Raw genomic sequence first — 16,589 nt, forward strand, 5'->3', positions numbered from 1 at the left:
ACAGGGTTCAGTCCGCCGGCTGAGCCGGATCGGCCTGCTCGCCGCCGAACACCTCGTTGACGAGCCTTCGCTGGGCGTTCTGGAACGCTGACGCCACGGACAGGTCGACGTCGTCCACCCAGTTCAGTACGGCGGTCAGGGTCTTGCCGCCGCCGGGCGTGCTGCACATCATCCCCGCGGAGCCGGCCAGGCCGCCGTTGTGGGTGATGACGGTGCCGCCGCAGTCGGTTTTCTGGACGAACACTCCCAGCCCGTAGTCCATGTTCGGGATGCCCGTGGGGTGCGGGGTGCACATCTCGGCCAGCAGTGGGGCCGGCAGGAGCCTGCCGCCTAGCAGCGCGGAGATGAACGTGGCCAGGTCCTGGCTGGTCGAGATCATGTCACCGCCGGTGGAGACCCAGGAGGGGTTGTGGCGGGTGATGTCGATCGTCTTCTGCTCGCCGTCTTCCTCGTAGCGGTGGTAGAAGTGTGCGTGCGGCTCGGGGATCTCCGGCGAGGCGTCCGGCACCACCGTGCCCGACAGCCCGAGCGGCCCCAGGATCCGCTCCTGCATCTCCTCGGCCAGCGAGCGGCCGGTGACCTTCTCGATCAGCAGCCGGGCCAGCACGTAGTTGGTGTTGGAATAGCTCCAGCCCGTCCCCGGCGCGAACCGGGCCGGCTTGGACAGCGCCAGCCGTACCAGCTCCTCGGGCCGGTAGGTGCGGAACCGGTTGTCCACCCACTCTTTGGCCGTGGTGCCGTAGGGCACGGGGATCCCCGGCACCATCGTCCCGTCGCCGCCGTCGTCGCCGGTGAAGTTGAACAGCCCGCTGGTGTGCTGCAACAGCATCCGCACCGTGATCCGCTCGTTCAGCCCGAACTCGGGCAGGTAGCCGGCCGCCGGGGTGTCCAGCTCGATCTTGCCCTCGGCCACCAGTTGCAGCACCAGGGTCGCGGTGAAGGTCTTGGTGTTGCTGCCGATCCGGGCATGCCCGTTGACCGGCGGCTTCGCGGTCCCGCCCAGCTCGGCCACCCCGGCGCCGCCGGCCCACTCGCCCCGCTCATCGCGCACGCGCAGCGACATCCCGAGGAAACCGGAATCGACGATCTCCTCGATCGCCTTCCGCAGCTCCGGGCGATCCTGCCCGGCCGCGGCTGCCGGCACGACCCCGCTGTCCGCGACGGCCACCCTGGCGACGTCGAGGGCTTGGGTGATCTTGAGGGCCATCTCGGCCGTGACGGGGCTCGGCCGGCCCTGGTGCGTCTGGGCGGTCTCGACAGCGACGAGGACGGTGCTGCGGAAGTTGTCGGCCTCGGCCGGATCCTGCTGCTCCAGGAGGTTCATGGCCGCGGTCAGGGCCGGCAGCACGCGGTCGGCGATCTCGGCCACGGACGTGCCGGTCAGGTCCTTGCCCTCGGTGTAGTCGGCGAGCACATGCCCGATCAGGCCGGTGGCCGACCCCAGCGCGATGCTGCCGGAGGTGGCGATCTTGTGAGGCTTGCCGGCGGCGCCGGCGGCGGCCACCAGCGACACGGCGCCGTACGCGGCAATCCGCAGGATGCTCTTGTCCTGGTCGGAAAGGGTGATCGTCATGGTGGTCTGCCCTTCGAAGGTGTTGGGTCCGGGTCGGCGTCGCGCCGCTGCGCCGAGCTTCCACCCTGACCCGAGGTCAACCTCAACCGTGATCTAGCTCACAGCTGCATTGGGGTCTGAGACAACCTCGGGAGCAGGACGCCGTCCCCCGCCGGGCCTCTCGCTCGGGAGGTCCGGTGGTGTTCCGTAAGGCGAACGCTCACCGAGACGGTCCCCGTGCTGCGCTGGCGAAGGGCCGACCTGCGGCGATGCCGTCTCATATCGGTGGTCTCCGGTGCAGCTGGTGGATGTCGATCTCGACACGGGAGGCGGCGCAGTAGCTCTGCCAGCAGTGGTGAGCGGCGTCATAGGACAGCGGTCCGCCGCGGCCGTTGATGCTGGCCCGGAACAGCGGCCCGGCAGTGAGACCGGCGCGGAATTCCAGCCCCGCACCATCGGGATCATGCAGTGGCCGGCGTGTGGTGTGCGGGGTTGTTGCGGCGTTCTTGGAGGTGGGCCCATCCCATGAGGCCGAACAGGACGGTGAGCAGGACAGCGGAGGAGCCGACGGTTCCGAGGTCGAGGCCGCCTTTGGCGGTCGGCTTGGTGAGGAGGTCACCGGCGGTGGCGCCGAAGGGTCGGGTTAGGACGAAGGCGAGCCAGAACAGCAGCACGTTGGGCACGGCGGGGACGTATTTGAGGGCGAGGAGCAGCGCGAGCAGGGCGGTGATGAGTACCACGCCTCCGCCGTAGCCGAGGCCTGAGCTGTCGGAGAGGAAGTCGCCCAGGGAGGTGCCGAGCGTGTTGGAGACGAGGATCGCCGACCAGAAGAGGGCTTCGCCGCGGAAGGTGTCGATGTCGCGGATCGCGAAGGTCAGCCCGGCTCGACGACTTGGGCTACATGTTATGCAAGCGGAACATGTGTCCCAGTGTTCTGTGCCTCAGTGATTGGCTGGCGAGCCAGCTGCCCTGCGCCAGAAGCTTCGGTGGACCCAACCCATCTGCAGGTCGGGTCCACCGTGCGCCGATACTCACAAGTTCGTCAGTGATCCGTTGCGCGGACCACTGCTCGCGGCGCCAGGACTCGATCTGCTCGATGACCCATGCTGGAGTCGCGTTCGGACTCCGGTGCGGACTCGACGGCCGGTCTTGCAATCCCGCATCACCCTGTAGCCGCCAGCGATTTACCCACTTGCTGGCGCATGCGCGAGAGATTGGCTTCGACGCCGACAATCGGCCCCATCGAATTGGCCATCGCTGGCGCCGACAGACGTTCGATGACGGTCTGCGGTGGCCCCAGGTCAGGGTCGTACGCGCAGGCGAGCGGGCGTGGGGCCGCTTCGAGACGTCACGCGCCGCCCTTCAACTGAGTGGGGCCGTGGCCAATATTGAGGGGCCGCTGAACGACCTCAGGGCCAAGAAATGCCCATCTCAGCGGCGACGTGGGCGATGGGACGTGTCTGGCACCGCTTCACGAGCCGCCTACGGCCCTCGACGCTCAGGGGCGCATTCGCGCGGGGCACTCGTCGTCCTCTCGAAGTCAGACGACGGCAGGCGCGACACCTATCGTGCGCGCCTGCCGCATTGCGGCCTTTCAGCCCCGCGGTGCGACGCGGATACGGTTCCCGTCAGGATCGGCTGCGAGGAAGGTCAGCCCGAACCCCGCATCATGAGGCTCGCGCAGGATCGTGACCCCCTTGGAATTCCACTGCTCAAAGATCGCGTTGAGCTCGTCGGGTCCACCGCCGATGGCCAGGCACACCTCACTGGTGCGCGGGACGTCCGGTGACAGATCCTCGAACTGGCCAGACCACACAGCGAGGTCAGCGCCCGGCCCGAGGTCGAAGGTGATGTATCCCGGAGTCTCGAACGAGGGGCTCATGCCGAGGAGGTCGCCGTAGAAACGAGCTGCGGCGGGAGCGTCGTTCACGTAGACGATGGACACGACGGATGTGGTCATGGTTGTTCCTTCTCCCAGGTCGTAGGTACGCATCCACCAGCCTGACCGGGATATGCGCCGCATCGTGTCGCAATTCCTGAAAAAATCGGTGTGTGACCCCAGACCGCTTCTTCACCCTGATGCTGCTCCTCGAATCGAGGGATGCCGTGACCACACAGGAACTCGCCTCAGCGCTCGGGGTGTCCCTTCGAACCATCAACCGGGACCTGAACTGGCTCCGCGACGCCGGTCTGCCGGTGACCGCACACCGGGGCCGCCTCGGAGGCGTGACCATGCTGCCCGGGTCCGGGCTCGACCTCACGCGACTCACACTGGGCGAGCGGGATCATCTGTCGCTCACCGGGCTGGACGAGAAGCAACGTGCGGAGCTCAACGCATCGGTCGAAAGCCGGCGCGCGCTCGCCAAGATCGCCGCTGCACAGCCACGCCGAGTTCATGAGCTCCTGCCGCTCACCGACGTGGTGCACGTGGACAGCCGTCCCTGGCGTCAGACACGAGTTTCCGGCACGACTCCGGCTTCGCTGATCGGCGCAGTGCGGCGAGGTCGCCGGCTACGGATCGAGTACGACAGCCCACGCGAGTCATGCCCGCGCGACCTGGTCGTGGATCCCTACGGGCTGTTCGCCAAGGCTGGCATCTGGTACCTCGTCGCCGACTGTGCCCGAGGGCCACGGATGTACCGACTCGAACGGATCACGACGTGGAAAGAAGTCGACCAGCCACGACGGATCCGCGAGAGCCAGACCCTGGCCACCGTCGCTGCAGCGCTCATTGATCAGTGGGAGCACAACCACGCGATAGAGGTCAGCGCCACCATCGACCAGACCCAGATCGAGCGAGCGCAACGGATCTTTGGCCTACGACTCGTCCCGGACGACCATGAAGAATCCGCCACCGGCCGCAAGGTGACGATCCGCTTCCTGCATCTGGAGGACGTGCGAGCACTACTGCCGTTCGGGAGCGCCATCACTGTGCACGGCCCCACCGAAGCCAGGGCTCACCTCCGCGACCTCGCCACCAATCTTGCCCACCACTATGCGCCGTCACCAACGTCCTGACCCGCAACACCTAGCTGTCGGTGCACGAGGGCCAGTGGTCTACCGCCCACTCCGACCAGCCCGGCCAGCCCGCCGGCGGGCTGGGAATCTCGCCGCCATCGAGTTCGGCGCCGTCAGGCACCTGGAACTGCTCCCGCCATTGGTCTACGTCGGCCTCGCTCATCGGAAACGTCTGATGCGGTGTCGTCGCCTGACGATGCGCGATGCGGGCGAGCTGGACGTCCTTGTCCACGGGCACGTAGACCACCTGGCATGCTGCCCCGGCCGACCGTGCCAGCCAGCGCAGTGCCGACCGTTCATCGCGGCCCCACAGCCCATAGTCGAGCACGACGCTGGTCCCCAGCCGCAGCGCCTGCAGAGCGACCGAGATGAGCCGCCCTTCGAGCACCCAACGCTTGCCGTCGGCCATCGAATCGCCAAACAGCGGGATCATCCAGTGATCTGGGGTCAGCCGCAGCGCCCGGTGCGTTGCGGCGAGCTCTTTGGCCCGGGTGGTTTTCCCGGCTCCGGGGAGCCCGACCATCAGGAACAGGGTGGCGACACGCGGGTCCTGCGTGACGAGGGGCCCGGCTGCATTCGGGCATGGGAATGGGTTTTCGTACTGTGAATGGAAACGCTGCGGCTGAGACATGACTCCCCTGATCAGGCAGGATGGCCCGGCAGCACAGAAATAAGCGAGTGGCTGCCGGCAGGACACTGATCCGGCGGTACGTCTTGGCACTGGCCCCGGCAGGGGGCAGCAATGAGGCCGCGGTTACAGCAACCTCGGGTACCGCCGCTAAGCGGCGGTCCGGGTAGTCATGGGGCAGCACATGCCTTCACCGTAGCCGACAGCGTCGGCGGAGTCGGCAGCCGACCCTGCCAGGGACGGATATCCGTTCTGTGCGAGGCTGTCAGCACCGGAACCAGCGTTCGTACTGTTCAGCGGGCATAACGGACTCCGTCACTGGTCGGCTGGCGGTGCTGCCCGCTGTACACAAAAACGATCTTGGACACCCTCGTTCTCGTCTCCGCAGGCACCCCTTGCACCACCAGGAGGAACCAGTGTCATACCCGCAACTGCTCACCCCCGAGGAGAAGCTCGCCGACGCGAAGAAGCTGTTGAGCCTCCCGCGTATCGTCGTGATCTGCGGCTCCACCCGCTTCATGACCGAGATGACCGAGGCCGATCTGCGGGAGACCAAAGCCGGAAAGGTTGTCGTCAAACCGGGCTGTGACATGAAGTCGCCGCACGAACTTTGGTCCGATCCTGTCGAGGCCGAGGCGCTGAAGGTTCGACTCGACGATCTGCACCGGGCGAAGATCCGGCTCGCTGATGAGGTGCTCGTAGTCGGCGACTACATCGGAGACAGCACCCGAGCCGAAATCGCCTACGCCCGGTCGCTGGGCAAGCCCGTGCGGTTCACGCACCCCGAAGTCCACCCTGACGCCTGACCGCCCGCTGCCACCTCGACAACCAGGGCCGGCAGCCCGCCGCCTGACCGTCTCGCGGTGGCTTCGGCCGCCGCCCACCCCACACCCTCCGCAGGCATCCCTGGAATTGATCATCCAGAGCGGCGAATGCGGGCGAGTTATCGCAGCGGGCTGACGTTGCCCGGAGTGCCAGCGATGTGCGCTCGAAGTGCTTCCGAGTCGGCCTCCAGTTCGACGTTGCGAAGAGCGAGGACCTGGATCTGGTTGGCGTAGGTGGCCACCATGTCCTTCAGCTCGCGCACCTCTTCAGCCTTCTCGCGGCGCAACTCGCGCATCTCCTTCCTGAGCGTGGTGACCTCGGCCTTGAGGTCGTCGACCTCTGGGCGCTTGAGATCCGGGGCCTCCAGGATCTCCTTGATGGCCGCCGCGACCGGGGAGCGGTAGTAGGAGGCCCGGGACACCCCGGCCTCGGCGGCGATGTTCACCACTTTCAGCGAGCCGTCGGTGATCTCGGGGCGGCCGTCCAGCAGCCGTTCGAAGGCCCTCATGATCTCCCGGTCGATGTCGGCCAGGTCCCGGTCGCGGGTGAGTTGGGCGAATACGGTCTGAGCCGTCCTGGGTGTGCTGGTCACCGGGCAGCTCCCGTCTCGGCGAGCTCGTCGATCAGCGTGTCGAGGGTGCTGACGAACTCGCTGATCGCCGTCGCCTGGTGCGGCGGCAGGCCGGTGGTGTCGCCGAACTCCTGAAGGGCTTGCTCGCGGGTCTGGTGGAGTCTGGGCAGATGGACGGACGAACGGCGAGAGTTCGGGCAGGTCAGGCACATGTTCAGCATGGGCAGAGGACGGCCCAAGCCGGGTGAGCGCTTTTCGCAGACTGCAGTCTCGGCATGGTGGAAGCAATCGTTGAGGACACCAGGGTGCAGAGTGCGGGTCAGATGCCGAAGCATCGTCCGGACCCGCTCGGGACTGGCCACCGTCCCCGGCAGGTCGCCCAACTCGGCTCGGATGCGGTCGAATTCCGCCTCGATGCGGTTGGCAGCCCCTCCGCTGGACCGCCCCCGTCGTTCCAGTCGTGGTAGAGATCTTCAACGTAGTCGAGCATGGCCACGGCCTTGTTAGCGGCGACCTCGTCGGCGAATCCCGATGCCGAGGTACCGGCATAGCCCTCGAATACCGCGAAGCTGGCGTGCTTGTACTGCCTGGTGCCGGCGACCATCCCAAAGGGCTGGAAGGCGATATGCCAGGCCCGGGTGCGGCGGAACTGCCTTGTGTCGAACGCCCAGGCCATCGGCGTGGCATCTGCCGCGTCTCTGGCTTCGCTTGCCTGGTCGGTGTCCTCGTCCAGGTCCTCGGTGCCGGGGACGGCGTCGGCGGCTGGAAGCGGAATGTAGGGGCCCTGGTCCGTGCTGAAGAGCTCGTTGAGATGGTCGCGGAAGCTGTTGAGCCGCTGGGGGATCGCGCGCATCAGGCCGAGGTCGCCGTCCCTGGCGGTGAAGCCGAACAGGTGGGTGGAGTCGTCGTTGATCTCCAGCAGCATGTCGACGGCCCGGTGCACGATTTCCAGGACAACCCATTCCTCCTCATCGCCGGAGAGCCGGCGGTCCTTGTAGACCCGGCCGTGGATCTTGTAGCGGAGGCGGCCCTCCGCAGCGGTCTCGACGACTGCGCAGTCCCGGCTCAGTTCCCGTACTTCGATGTCGCGCATGCCGGACAGGTAGGCGATGATGATCCAGCAGGCGGTCCGCAGGAAACCCATCTCAAGCCCGAGGGTGTGGCGGCTCATCTCCGGCCGCCACGGACGTCCCGAGGCCGGCCAGAGGGCCCGGGTGGTCGGAACGCCACCCACTTCGAAGCCGATGCTGCGTCCGACCTTCACGACCATCTCCGTGTAGCGGTTCGTCGAGCGGACACCGGCCAGGAGGCCGATCAGTTGCATGTTCGGCCACTGCACGATGCCGTCGACCACCGGAGCGCCTGGCCTGCCCTTGTTCTGCTGGATTGGTAGGGCGGGAATGCCTCGGCCTTCGGCCCGGCGCCGGGCGATGAACTCCTGGATCTTGGATTCGCTGCCGCCGCGGCCCTCCTTCGGGCCAGCGGCGATCTGAGCCTCCAGGCGTTTGATCTCGCGCGCGGCAGCCAGGATGTCCGGGCCTGCTTTCTCCAGGTAGGACACCGCTCCGGCCAGGAACGGGCCCATGATCTCTTCGGGGATGCGCGGGGTGCCGTTCTCGCGCCGTGGGGTCAGCCCGGCGATCTGTTGGGTGCTTCGATAGGGCCACGGCACCAGCGAGAGCCGGTCCGCACTGAGGTGCTCGCCCACGGCCGAGAGGGACTTGAGAGTGTTCACCATGATGTGGACCGCACTGGGACCTGAGGGCCTGCTTCTCTTCAAGAAGGCATCCAAGTGGTGGCGCTGGACGTCCTGAAGTCGCGGGGCACGCGATCTTGGTTGAGCAAGTCGAGGCAGGTCAGCTGCTAGTTCGAGGGGCGAGCAGGTTGGTGATCTCGGCGGTGGCGTCCGGTGAGGGCTTGAAGTAGCGCCGCAGGTTCTCCGGTTTCTTGTGCCGGGATTTGGCCATCAGCATCAGCAGGCTGGTGCCCGCCTCGCCCAGGTGGGTCAGCGCCGAGTGGCGGAATTCGTGCAGGTCCCAACCCCGTGCCGGGGCCGTTGAGCGCGGTGTGCTCGTCCAGCAGGGCGCGGGCTTGGCCGTAGGACAGGCGGGCCAGGCCGGTGTCGGGGCAGATGTCGCGGGGGCTGACGACCTTGCCGGGGCCGGGACGCCGGTGGGTGACGAAGACCGGGCCGCAGGTGCGGCCTTTGAGCAGGCGAGGGAGCAGGCGGGCGGCGCCGGCGTCCCAGTAGACGGTTTCCAGGACGAAGTCCTCGCGGGCCTGGCCGCGGCGGCGGGTCTTGGCGCGGGCGCCCTTGGCCTTGACCCGCGCCTGGCGGGCGGTCAGGTCCAGGTCCTCGATGTTGAGGGTGAGGATTTCCTCGGCGCGGGCGGCGGTCTCGTACAGGAGCCGGTAGAGGTTTTCTCCCGGATGCCGACGTCGCGGCGGGCGATCAGCCGGTCGATCGCGGTCTTGGAGCGGGCGGGGGTCTGGCTGTCAGGTGCGGCCAGCCGCTTGGCCCAGGCGGGCACGGCTGGTGCGGTGTGGCCGCGCTCGCGGCACCAGGCCAGCCAGGACAAGATCGCGGCGCGGCGGGCGTTCCAGGTGTTGACCGCCGCGCTTCCCCACAGCGCTTCCAGGGCCTCGCCGATCTCGTCGTCGGCCACCGCCGCGAGCGGGCGATACTCGCCGAACCGGAGCGCGATCTTGCCGACGCCCGCAGCGTAGGCGCGCACGGTGTTGAGGTTGGGCAGGGTGTCGAGGAAGGCGTCGGCCGCGGCGCGGACCGTCAGGCGCTGGGCGGCCGACAGCGGCGTCACGGCGGGCACGGCGTCCTCCTTGCCACAGATAACAGGGCCGCTTCACGCTGCGGCCCGCATCCGTTACCGCAGGTCGCGATCAGCGATCCCACAGATAATGGGCCGCTATCTGCGATAAGCAATGCCACTTGTCACGATGGATGGGCGGGCGGACCTCGGCGAAGCAGCCAGCCATCGTACCATGGTGTTCCGCCCCGGTCACATCCAGGCGAGCATGGGGGACCGGTGCGGGAGGCAGGCGGTCAGCTGATGCTGGCCCGCCTGAGCAGGGCCCTTGATTGCTCGGTCTGAACGAACAGCGCTTGTAGGTGAGTTCTGGCAGCGGTTGGAGATCAGCACGGCGCGAAATGTTGGTGAGAAATGACAGCGCCTGCTCCGCCGTTGTTCTCTGACGTCCAACCTTGAGCCTGTGCCATCGAAGGGTGAGTGGCTCACGGCGCCGATGTGTTCGCGCATCGGAAACTCGACAAATGTCCAGAAACGCGACCAAAGATCGCTAGGCTGCGCCGATGGAACGCGTAACCAACGTGCCCGAGAGCTTCGCCCAGTCCGCAGATCGGGACCAGGTGAATAACTACGACAGCTTCGCCGAGGCGTACTCGGCGGAGAACGAGAACAGCCTCGCGAACGCGTACTACGAGCGGCCCGCGATGTTGGCCCTCGCCAGAGACGTGGCTGGCCGTCGGATCCTGGACGCCGGCTGCGGCTCGGGCCCCTTGTCGGCTGCACTACGCGACCGCGGAGCGGTCGTCACCGGCATCGACTCCAGCGCCGCGATGCTGGCGTTGGCCAGGCGGAGGCTGGGTGACGACGCGGACCTGCAAGTGGTCGACCTGAGCGACCCCCTGCCTTTCGCCGACGGTGCGTTCGACGACGTGGTCGCGTCGCTGGTGCTGCACTACCTGGAGGACTGGGGACCGACGCTGGCCGAGTTGCGGCGAGTGCTCAGGCCCGGCGGCCGGCTGATCGCGTCCGTGGACCACCCGTTCGTGGCCTACACGTTCCAGGATCCTCGGCCCGACTACTTTGCGACCACCAGCTATACCTTCGATTGGAGGCTCAACGGGCAGTCCACCCCGATGAGGCTCTGGCGCAAGCCGTTGCACGCGATGACCGATGCCTTCACCACCGCAGGTTTCCGCCTTGCCATCGTCAGCGAGCCGCAGCCCGACCCGGCCGCCCGTGAGCTGTTCCCCGACGGCTTCCATAACCTTTCGAGCAACCCCACCTTCCTGTTCTTCGTCCTCGAAGTACCACTGTCAGATGCCGGCCTTGGCTAGGAGGCGCTCGTGCCGGGCGACTTCCTCCCGGCCGTCATAGACGACCAGTTCCGAGGCGTGCAGCATGACGCGAACCTGACGGCCGATCAGCCGAGCCGGCACCGAGTAGCGGTTGGTGCCCACCGTGATCTGGCTGTAGCGGTCCACTTCTCCCCGCCCTGCGTCAGGCGGTCAGCCGCCTGCTTTCGGGTGATGCCGCCTCGCTCGGCGAGGACGTCCACCAGAGCATCCTGCCGGGCGCGGCGCGCGGCGTCGATGAGCTGAGTGAGTTCCTCAAAGGTGGGCTCGGGGAACCGCCCCCGCAGCTCGCGGCCTTCCTGAGTCCAGTCGTGCAGGTCGCGGTCGGGATGCCGGGGCCCCCACGCCTCCGCCCACTCGTACGGGGACCCCCATATGGGCCAGGAAGGGATCGGGTTCAGCGCTGACGCCTGAGCTGGCTGATTGCCGCGATCACAGGGGCTGCCGCAGCGGTGACCGCCGCACCCAACGGAGTGTCGGTGGCCAGAATCCAGCGGACAGTCCGCATAGCCAAAATGAGAATCTCGCTGCCACGCACCCGCATGCCCGCCTCGAACTGGCTGACGGCCACGGGGAGGGTGCAGGAGCCGTCGATGACCTCACGCAGGTGCGTCAGCAGGCTGGCGGCATCGCGGATGGCAGCGCCCGCTCCCATGCCAGCGGTCGGCGGGGTGGCATGCACGGCATCACCCAAAGCGGTGATGCGACCGGCGGGCCAGGGAGCGAGGTCCCTCACGCGTGAGGAGGCGGCGTTGAAGCGGAACGCGGCGATGCTGCCGGGATCGGCCTTGACGATGACCTCGAGGGGGCGTTCTCCCCATCCTTGGCGGCGGAATCTGGCCAGTAACGCATCCCGCAACTCCTCCCCGCGAAGTCCGCGTACCGAGTCGGTCTCGGCGGACTCGGGAAACATGGCGCCCCAGATGTAGGTGGGGCCGCTCGTGATCGCGGTACGTTGGTCGGGGGCATCGAGTACGGCATTGCCCACGGGGTCGAGGAAGCCGACGTAGAGTGCCGCGCCCCGAGGAGCGATGACCATTCCCGATCGCGTTCCGAGCCGCTGCTGCTCCGGCGGGCTCAGGTTCTCGGCCGCCGTCCTGCCGGAAAAGCCGACGATCCCGGCGGGTGCGCTCGTCGGGCCGCCAGCGAGGTGCCGGGCGACCAGCGAGTGGGTACCGTCCGCCCCCACCAGCAGGTCACACTGTCGGATCGCCCCGTCGGTGAGAACGACCTGCGGTGTGCCGTCGTCGGCGTACCCGAGGCCGGTGACCGTCTGCCCTAGGTGGAGATCCTCGCCGACCGCGTCCGCAAGGAGGGTCCGCAACGTGATGCGGTCGATGTCCACGCTCGGGCTGTCGGCCAGCTGCGGCCCGTAGCCCAGGAGACGGCCGTGCCGGTCCCAGAGCGCGTCCGGGTCGCGTAGCCGGAGCGCCGATGAGGAGGCCAGCAGCTGTTCGACGATCTTCGGTGGGACGAGCTGGCGCAGGGCTTCTTGGGCCCGCCCGTCGAGGGTGATGTGGTAGCCCCCGGTTGCCGTGACATCGGTGTCCCGCTCGAGCACCGCCACGTTGAAACCATGCCGGCGCAGCCCCGCGGCCAGCGCCAAACCGCCGATTCCGCCCCCAACGACGATGGTACGCATTCTGAGCACGACTTCCCTTTTAGCTCGCTGACAAGGTCTTACTGGACACAGTGCCACTAGTAGTGGACACCGGATGGCCCTCATCAGATGCATGATGGGCACGTGGCCGACACTTCACGACGCGCACTGCGCTTGCTGTCGTTGCTCGCGACCCCCCAATGCTGGTCGCTGAGCGAGCTCGCCTTGCGGCTGGAAGTCAGCGAGCGCACCGTCCGCCGCGATATCGAGACTCTGCGGGCCCTCGACTACCCCGTCGTCACCATCCACGGCCCAGCCGGCGGGTACCGGCTGGGCGCCGGGCGCACCCTGCCACCCCTGCTGTTCGACGACGAGCAGGCGCTCGCGATCACGGTGGCCCTGCAGACCGCGCCCAGCAGCATCTTCGGACTCGGCGAGGACGCGAGACGCGCTCTGAACACCATCGAACGCGTCATGCCGGCCAGGCTACGGACGGCCATGGAGTCGCTGCACGTGACCAGCCTGCAGAACTATTGGGAGTTCCCCGCGCCCCCCATCGGTTCCGAGAGACTCAAAGCCGCCGGAAGCGCGGTGCGCCACCGCCACCTCCTGATCGTCGACACGGTGAGAGCCGACGGCACCCGCCCTGCTCCGGGCGATGACGACTTCGCCCCCGCTCGCCGGATCGAACCTCATCACCTGGTGATCTGGGCTGGACGGTGGTACCTCGTCTCCTGGGACGTCGCCGACGGCAACTGGCGGGTACGCCGCCTCGACCGCCTCCACCTGCACCCGCCCACCGGCCTCCCCTTCACGCCCAGAGACCTGCCCGGCGGTGACGTCGCACGCTTCGTCATGACCAGCCACGACCGCGGCGATACCCCCGCCACCTGGCAGTGCACCGGTACGGCACGCCTGAATCTGCCCGCTGAAACCGTCGCACGCTGGGCACCCGGCGGATCGGTTGTCGAGCACCTCGGTCCCGATCACTGCCGCCTCACGATCGGGGCGTGGTCCTGGGCGGGTGTCGCCGGGCTTCTCGCCACCTTCGACGCCGATCTGGATCATGTGACACCCGTCGAGCTGAGACGAGCCTGCCGCCGGCTCGTGCGCAGGTGGCGAGCAGTAGCGACTGGCTCCGTCGAGAACGCGTGACGGCCTGACGGTCTGAAACTCCAACGGGTATGGGCCGATGCCTTCGGTGTCCGGGGAGCTCTGGCCGAGTCGCCGGGGATGCTGGCGCTGGTGACGGTGTTGCAGTTCGCCGAGGACCTGACCGATCGGCAGGCCGCCGACGCGGTCCGGGGACGGATCGACTGGAAGTACGGCTTGGGCCTGGCGTTGGACGATCCCGGCTTCGACTTCACGGTGTTGTCGAAGTTTCGTGCCCAGGTGGCCGCTCATGGGCGGGAGGAGCGGGCACTGGAGGTGCTGCTGGCCCGGTTGGGCGAGTTAGGCTTGGTCAAGCCAGGTGGCAAGCAGCGCGCCGGTTCCACCCACGTGCTGGGTGCGGTGCGGAACTGAACCGGCTGGAGCTTGCGGGCGAGTGCGTGCGCGCCGCGTTGGAAGCAATCTCGTCCGCCGCGCCGGGCTGGGTGGAGCAGGTGCTGGAGGCGCCCGGCTGTCAACGGTCACTGGGTTCTGGCTCTGGCACAAAGATCGTGATGTGGTCACGGTGAGTGAGCTATGCCAGCAGAATCCGTTTGCGGAGTAGGTCGAGGTTCGCGCGGCCGAACATCTGACGCTTGAGGGCCTTACAAGTTACGTGGAATCAGACCGTGAGGGTGATCATGTCCTCTTCGGTTCTCGTCACGTACTTGAGGGGCAGTGTTGGGCACGTTGGTGTTGGAGGAGAAGTGGCCCGTCCTGGGGAGGTACGACAAGGCGGCCGAGTGGCTGGGCATCTGGGTTGATCTGGGTCGGGCGCCTCGGACGATTGATGCCTACGCGCGTGGGATCACGGAGTACCTGGAGGTGTGCGAGCGGGACGGCGTCGACCCGGTCACCGCGAACAAGGCGAACGTCGCGGTGTTCGTGCGGGAGCTGGCGACCCGGCCGAACCGGCACGGCGCGAACGTGGTGTCCCTGGACTCCGGGACCGGGCTGTCGAACGCGACGATCCAGCAGCGGCTGGTGCCGGTCAGGCTGTTCTACGACTTCCTGATCGAGGAAGGCCTGCGGGAGAGCAACCCGGTCGGGCGCGGGAAGTACACGCCCGGCCGACGCTTCGGCGGTCAGCAGCGCGGGTTGGTACCGCGATTGTCGAAGTTGCCGTGGATCCCGGACGAGCAGCAGTGGATGCGGGTTCTGCAGGTGGCTCGTGGCGAGGGCATCCGGAACCGGCTGATGCTGGCGCTGGCCTATGACGCGGCGCTGCGCCGGGAGGAGCTGTGCTCGCTGCGGACCGATGATCTGGATCCGGCGCATCGGACGTTGCGGGTCCGGGCCGAGACGACGAAGAACCGGCTGGAACGGGTGGTGCCGTACTCGACGGCGACCGGGGCGCTCATGACCTCCTACCCGGCGCACCGGGCCACGATCAGCCGGGCACGCGGTCCGTTGTTCTTGTCGGAGTCGCGTCGCAATTACGCCCAGCCGCTGAGCTTGTGGACCTGGTCGAAGGTCGTTCGCGGGCTCGCTCTGGAGGCCGGAGTGCCGCAGTTTTCCACGCATACGACACGGCACCTGTGCTTGACGGACCTGGCGCGTATGGGCTGGGAGCTGCACGCGATCGCGACGTTCGCTGGCCACAGGTCGACCGAGTCGACCTTGGCTTACATCCATCTGTCGGGTCGTGACCTGGCGCAGAAGCTGGCCAGCGGGATGGACCACATCCACGCCTGGAGGGTCCAGATGCTCACCGGCACCACCGCGCAGGCGGCGCGGTGACGGCGGCACTGACCACGGCCGCCAGCGAACTCGCTGAAGGGCGCTGGTCCTGGCCGATCCCCGCGGATCTCCACGACGCCGACGTTGTCCTCCGCGAGGCCGAGGTCACCGCGATCAGCGAACTCGGCCTGGAGAACCTGCGGCGGTTGAAGCGACACGATCCTCATGCCTCGGGCTGGGCGGCGATCAGACGGCTGCTGCGCCCCTTGGAGCTGGCTGACGGGAGCCTGGACTCTCCGCCGACCAGCCACCGCCGCCGAGCCATGGCCGATGCGACAGCGCTACTCCTGTTGCGCTGCGTGCAGACCAGACGGGCTTTTTGGGGCTGGACGGCCGCCGAATGGGTGGACGTACTCGGCGCCGACCAGACCGGATTCCGGCAGTCGGCACCCGCCTGGGCAGACGATGCGGTCCGCTCCCACGTGGCCAACCACGCCTACCTGCTCGGCGGGTTCAACGAGTTCCATCGACTGGGCAGCTTCCAACGTCTCCCGCTGGCCTGGCGGATCTTCGGACGCACCCGCGTGGACGAAGAGATCAAGAGGGTCAGGGCTGTGCTGGCCGGATGGGGCTACCGGCTCGGTCAGGACGACGACAAGCTCCTACCGATGGTGATCTGCCAGCTGTTCCTGCTCAACCGCAGCCCGCACCTCGAAGATCTGGCCACCGATCTGTTCGACCGCGTCCGGACCGAACGGCTCTTCGGCAACGGAGCACGTCTCAACACCCTGCACGCCGTTCAACGCGCGGTCACCGACCTCGGATTCTGCCGGCCGCCCGTCCTGACCACCGGCGGCGCCACCGCGAAGGCCGGCGGAGCACCGCAGGTCTGGACGCAGTGGGTCGAACGCTGGCACGCCACCTCGACGTTGACCCCCAACACCAGGAACGGAACCCGCTCGATCCTGCTCAAGATCGGCAGGTGGGCTGCTGCGGAGCAGCCCCAGGCCACCGATCCAGCCGCCTGGACCCGGCAGACCTGCGCGGCACTGGCCGCCGCCCTGGATCGGATGAACGTCGGGGACTTCGCCGAACGCACCGTCGGCCTCAAGGAACGGATGGGCAAACCGCTGGAGGCCTCGAGCAAGGCCAGCCAGCTCGCCGCGGTCAGGACGTTCTTCCGGGACTGCCAGGAGTGGGAATGGCTGCCCCGCCGGTTCGACCCGCAACGGGCTCTGGCCACCCCACGCAGCATCGCCGCGCTGCTCGGCCCCAACCCGCGCGTGATCGCCAGCCCGCTTGACAGATCAGATTCCACATAATGACGCGGCAGACATTGCCCTCGACGGCGCCGCTGCTGTGGGGCAGGGTCAGCCCGTTGGTGACGGCGTCTTGGTCACGGCGGACGCCGCGGGTGAAAGTGTGCAGGGCGGGGAGGTCGTCGGTCTC

At 67.7% G+C, this 16,589-nt stretch carries 16 protein-coding genes and 3 pseudogenes; 7 read left to right on the forward strand and 12 right to left on the reverse strand.

The window, feature by feature from the left end:
- Positions 1–7 precede the first annotated feature (7 nt).
- The 5 genes and pseudogenes from E1294_RS24430 to E1294_RS24455 all read right to left on the reverse strand — a co-directional run bounded on the left by E1294_RS24430 (position 8) and on the right by E1294_RS24455 (position 3,545).
- Positions 8–1,573, reverse strand: coding sequence for a serine hydrolase domain-containing protein (locus tag E1294_RS24430; RefSeq protein WP_246083238.1), 1,566 nt, complete (start codon positions 1,571–1,573; stop codon positions 8–10).
- A gap of 440 nt (positions 1,574–2,013) precedes the next feature.
- Entirely contained in the window at positions 2,014–2,460 is a 447-nt protein-coding gene (locus tag E1294_RS54715) for a COG4705 family protein (RefSeq protein ID WP_132511900.1), read from the reverse strand.
- Between the two features lie 115 nt (positions 2,461–2,575).
- Positions 2,576–2,857: pseudogene (locus tag E1294_RS56005) on the reverse strand (helix-turn-helix domain-containing protein); the annotation flags it as partial.
- A 113-nt stretch (positions 2,858–2,970) separates the two neighbouring features.
- A pseudogene (locus tag E1294_RS24450) lies at positions 2,971–3,075 on the reverse strand (IS481 family transposase); the annotation flags it as partial.
- 71 nt (positions 3,076–3,146) lie between these two features.
- Entirely contained in the window at positions 3,147–3,545 is a 399-nt protein-coding gene (locus tag E1294_RS24455; RefSeq protein ID WP_246083239.1) for a VOC family protein, read from the reverse strand.
- Between the two features lie 59 nt (positions 3,546–3,604).
- On the opposite strand from E1294_RS24455, the gene E1294_RS24460 reads away from it, so the two are divergent.
- A complete protein-coding gene (locus E1294_RS24460; RefSeq protein WP_132511875.1) occupies positions 3,605–4,570 on the forward strand; it encodes a helix-turn-helix transcriptional regulator in 966 nt (321 codons plus the stop codon).
- 10 nt (positions 4,571–4,580) lie between these two features.
- On the opposite strand, the gene E1294_RS24465 is transcribed toward E1294_RS24460, so the two are convergent.
- Positions 4,581–5,093, reverse strand: coding sequence for a P-loop nucleotide/nucleoside kinase family protein (locus E1294_RS24465; protein ID WP_246083240.1), 513 nt, complete (start codon positions 5,091–5,093; stop codon positions 4,581–4,583).
- 500 nt (positions 5,094–5,593) lie between these two features.
- Between E1294_RS24465 and E1294_RS24470 the strand changes: the two genes are divergently transcribed.
- Positions 5,594–6,004 carry a TIR domain-containing protein gene (locus tag E1294_RS24470; RefSeq protein WP_132511879.1) on the forward strand — a complete coding sequence of 137 codons (411 nt, stop codon included), beginning with the start codon at positions 5,594–5,596 and terminating at the stop codon, positions 6,002–6,004.
- Positions 6,005–6,141: 137 nt separating this feature from the next.
- Here the strand turns inward: E1294_RS24470 and E1294_RS24475 are convergent, their stop codons facing one another.
- From E1294_RS24475 to E1294_RS56010, 4 genes are all read right to left on the reverse strand, one after another.
- Positions 6,142–6,615 carry a hypothetical protein gene (locus tag E1294_RS24475; RefSeq protein WP_132511881.1) on the reverse strand — a complete coding sequence of 158 codons (474 nt, stop codon included), beginning with the start codon at positions 6,613–6,615 and terminating at the stop codon, positions 6,142–6,144.
- Positions 6,612–6,815, reverse strand: a complete 204-nt coding sequence (locus E1294_RS24480; RefSeq protein WP_132511883.1) for a hypothetical protein — start codon at positions 6,813–6,815, stop codon at positions 6,612–6,614. Before E1294_RS24480 ends, E1294_RS24475 begins: the two co-directional genes overlap by 4 nt.
- Before the next feature lie 98 nt (positions 6,816–6,913).
- Positions 6,914–8,332, reverse strand: coding sequence for a hypothetical protein (locus E1294_RS24485; protein WP_132511885.1), 1,419 nt, complete (start codon positions 8,330–8,332; stop codon positions 6,914–6,916).
- 604 nt (positions 8,333–8,936) lie between these two features.
- Entirely contained in the window at positions 8,937–9,422 is a 486-nt protein-coding gene (locus tag E1294_RS56010) for a hypothetical protein (RefSeq protein WP_246083241.1), read from the reverse strand.
- Positions 9,423–9,922: 500 nt separating this feature from the next.
- On the opposite strand from E1294_RS56010, the gene E1294_RS24495 reads away from it, so the two are divergent.
- Positions 9,923–10,693 (forward strand): class I SAM-dependent methyltransferase, encoded by a 771-nt coding sequence (locus tag E1294_RS24495; protein ID WP_132511887.1) that lies wholly within the window; start codon positions 9,923–9,925, stop codon positions 10,691–10,693.
- Here E1294_RS24495 and E1294_RS24500 read toward each other — a convergent pair.
- Both E1294_RS24500 and E1294_RS24505 read right to left on the reverse strand, forming a co-directional pair.
- Positions 10,679–10,840 (reverse strand): annotated as a pseudogene (locus tag E1294_RS24500) (Mu transposase domain-containing protein); the annotation flags it as partial. The gene E1294_RS24495 and the pseudogene E1294_RS24500 overlap by 15 nt on opposite strands.
- Before the next feature lie 268 nt (positions 10,841–11,108).
- A complete protein-coding gene (locus E1294_RS24505; RefSeq protein WP_132511889.1) occupies positions 11,109–12,353 on the reverse strand; it encodes an FAD-dependent oxidoreductase in 1,245 nt (414 codons plus the stop codon).
- A 102-nt stretch (positions 12,354–12,455) separates the two neighbouring features.
- On the opposite strand from E1294_RS24505, the gene E1294_RS24510 reads away from it, so the two are divergent.
- The 4 genes from E1294_RS24510 (at position 12,456) to E1294_RS54145 (ending at position 16,462) form a co-directional block, all read left to right on the forward strand.
- Positions 12,456–13,466, forward strand: a complete 1,011-nt coding sequence (locus E1294_RS24510) for a helix-turn-helix transcriptional regulator (RefSeq protein ID WP_132511891.1) — start codon at positions 12,456–12,458, stop codon at positions 13,464–13,466.
- Between the two features lie 12 nt (positions 13,467–13,478).
- On the forward strand, positions 13,479–13,835 hold the full coding sequence (locus E1294_RS24515; protein WP_484213982.1) for a transposase: 357 nt from the start codon (positions 13,479–13,481) through the stop codon (positions 13,833–13,835).
- A gap of 306 nt (positions 13,836–14,141) precedes the next feature.
- Positions 14,142–15,200: a tyrosine-type recombinase/integrase gene (locus E1294_RS24520; RefSeq protein ID WP_132511894.1), complete on the forward strand. Its 1,059-nt coding sequence runs from the start codon at positions 14,142–14,144 to the stop codon at positions 15,198–15,200.
- Complete coding sequence (locus E1294_RS54145; protein ID WP_181958549.1) at positions 15,197–16,462, forward strand: hypothetical protein; 1,266 nt, start codon at positions 15,197–15,199, stop codon at positions 16,460–16,462. The genes E1294_RS24520 and E1294_RS54145 overlap by 4 nt, the downstream gene beginning before the upstream one ends.
- Positions 16,463–16,589: the final 127 nt, after the last annotated feature.

Origin of the sequence: Nonomuraea diastatica (genome assembly GCF_004349015.1) — a bacterium.
Classification (GTDB): domain Bacteria; phylum Actinomycetota; class Actinomycetes; order Streptosporangiales; family Streptosporangiaceae; genus Nonomuraea; species Nonomuraea diastatica.

Excerpts from the sequence above, each read along its gene's own strand:
- E1294_RS24430 (WP_246083238.1), bottom strand. The coding sequence starts at position 1,573 with ATGACGATCACCCTTTCCGACCAGGACAAGAGCATCCTGCGGATTGCC.
- E1294_RS24455 (WP_246083239.1), bottom strand. The coding sequence starts at position 3,545 with ATGCGTACCTACGACCTGGGAGAAGGAACAACCATGACCACATCCGTC.
- E1294_RS24465 (WP_246083240.1), bottom strand. The coding sequence starts at position 5,093 with ATGGTCGGGCTCCCCGGAGCCGGGAAAACCACCCGGGCCAAAGAGCTC.
- E1294_RS24480 (WP_132511883.1), bottom strand. The coding sequence starts at position 6,815 with ATGCTGAACATGTGCCTGACCTGCCCGAACTCTCGCCGTTCGTCCGTC.
- E1294_RS24485 (WP_132511885.1), bottom strand. The coding sequence starts at position 8,332 with ATGGTGAACACTCTCAAGTCCCTCTCGGCCGTGGGCGAGCACCTCAGT.
- E1294_RS24495 (WP_132511887.1), top strand. The coding sequence starts at position 9,923 with ATGGAACGCGTAACCAACGTGCCCGAGAGCTTCGCCCAGTCCGCAGAT.
- E1294_RS24505 (WP_132511889.1), bottom strand. The coding sequence starts at position 12,353 with ATGCGTACCATCGTCGTTGGGGGCGGAATCGGCGGTTTGGCGCTGGCC.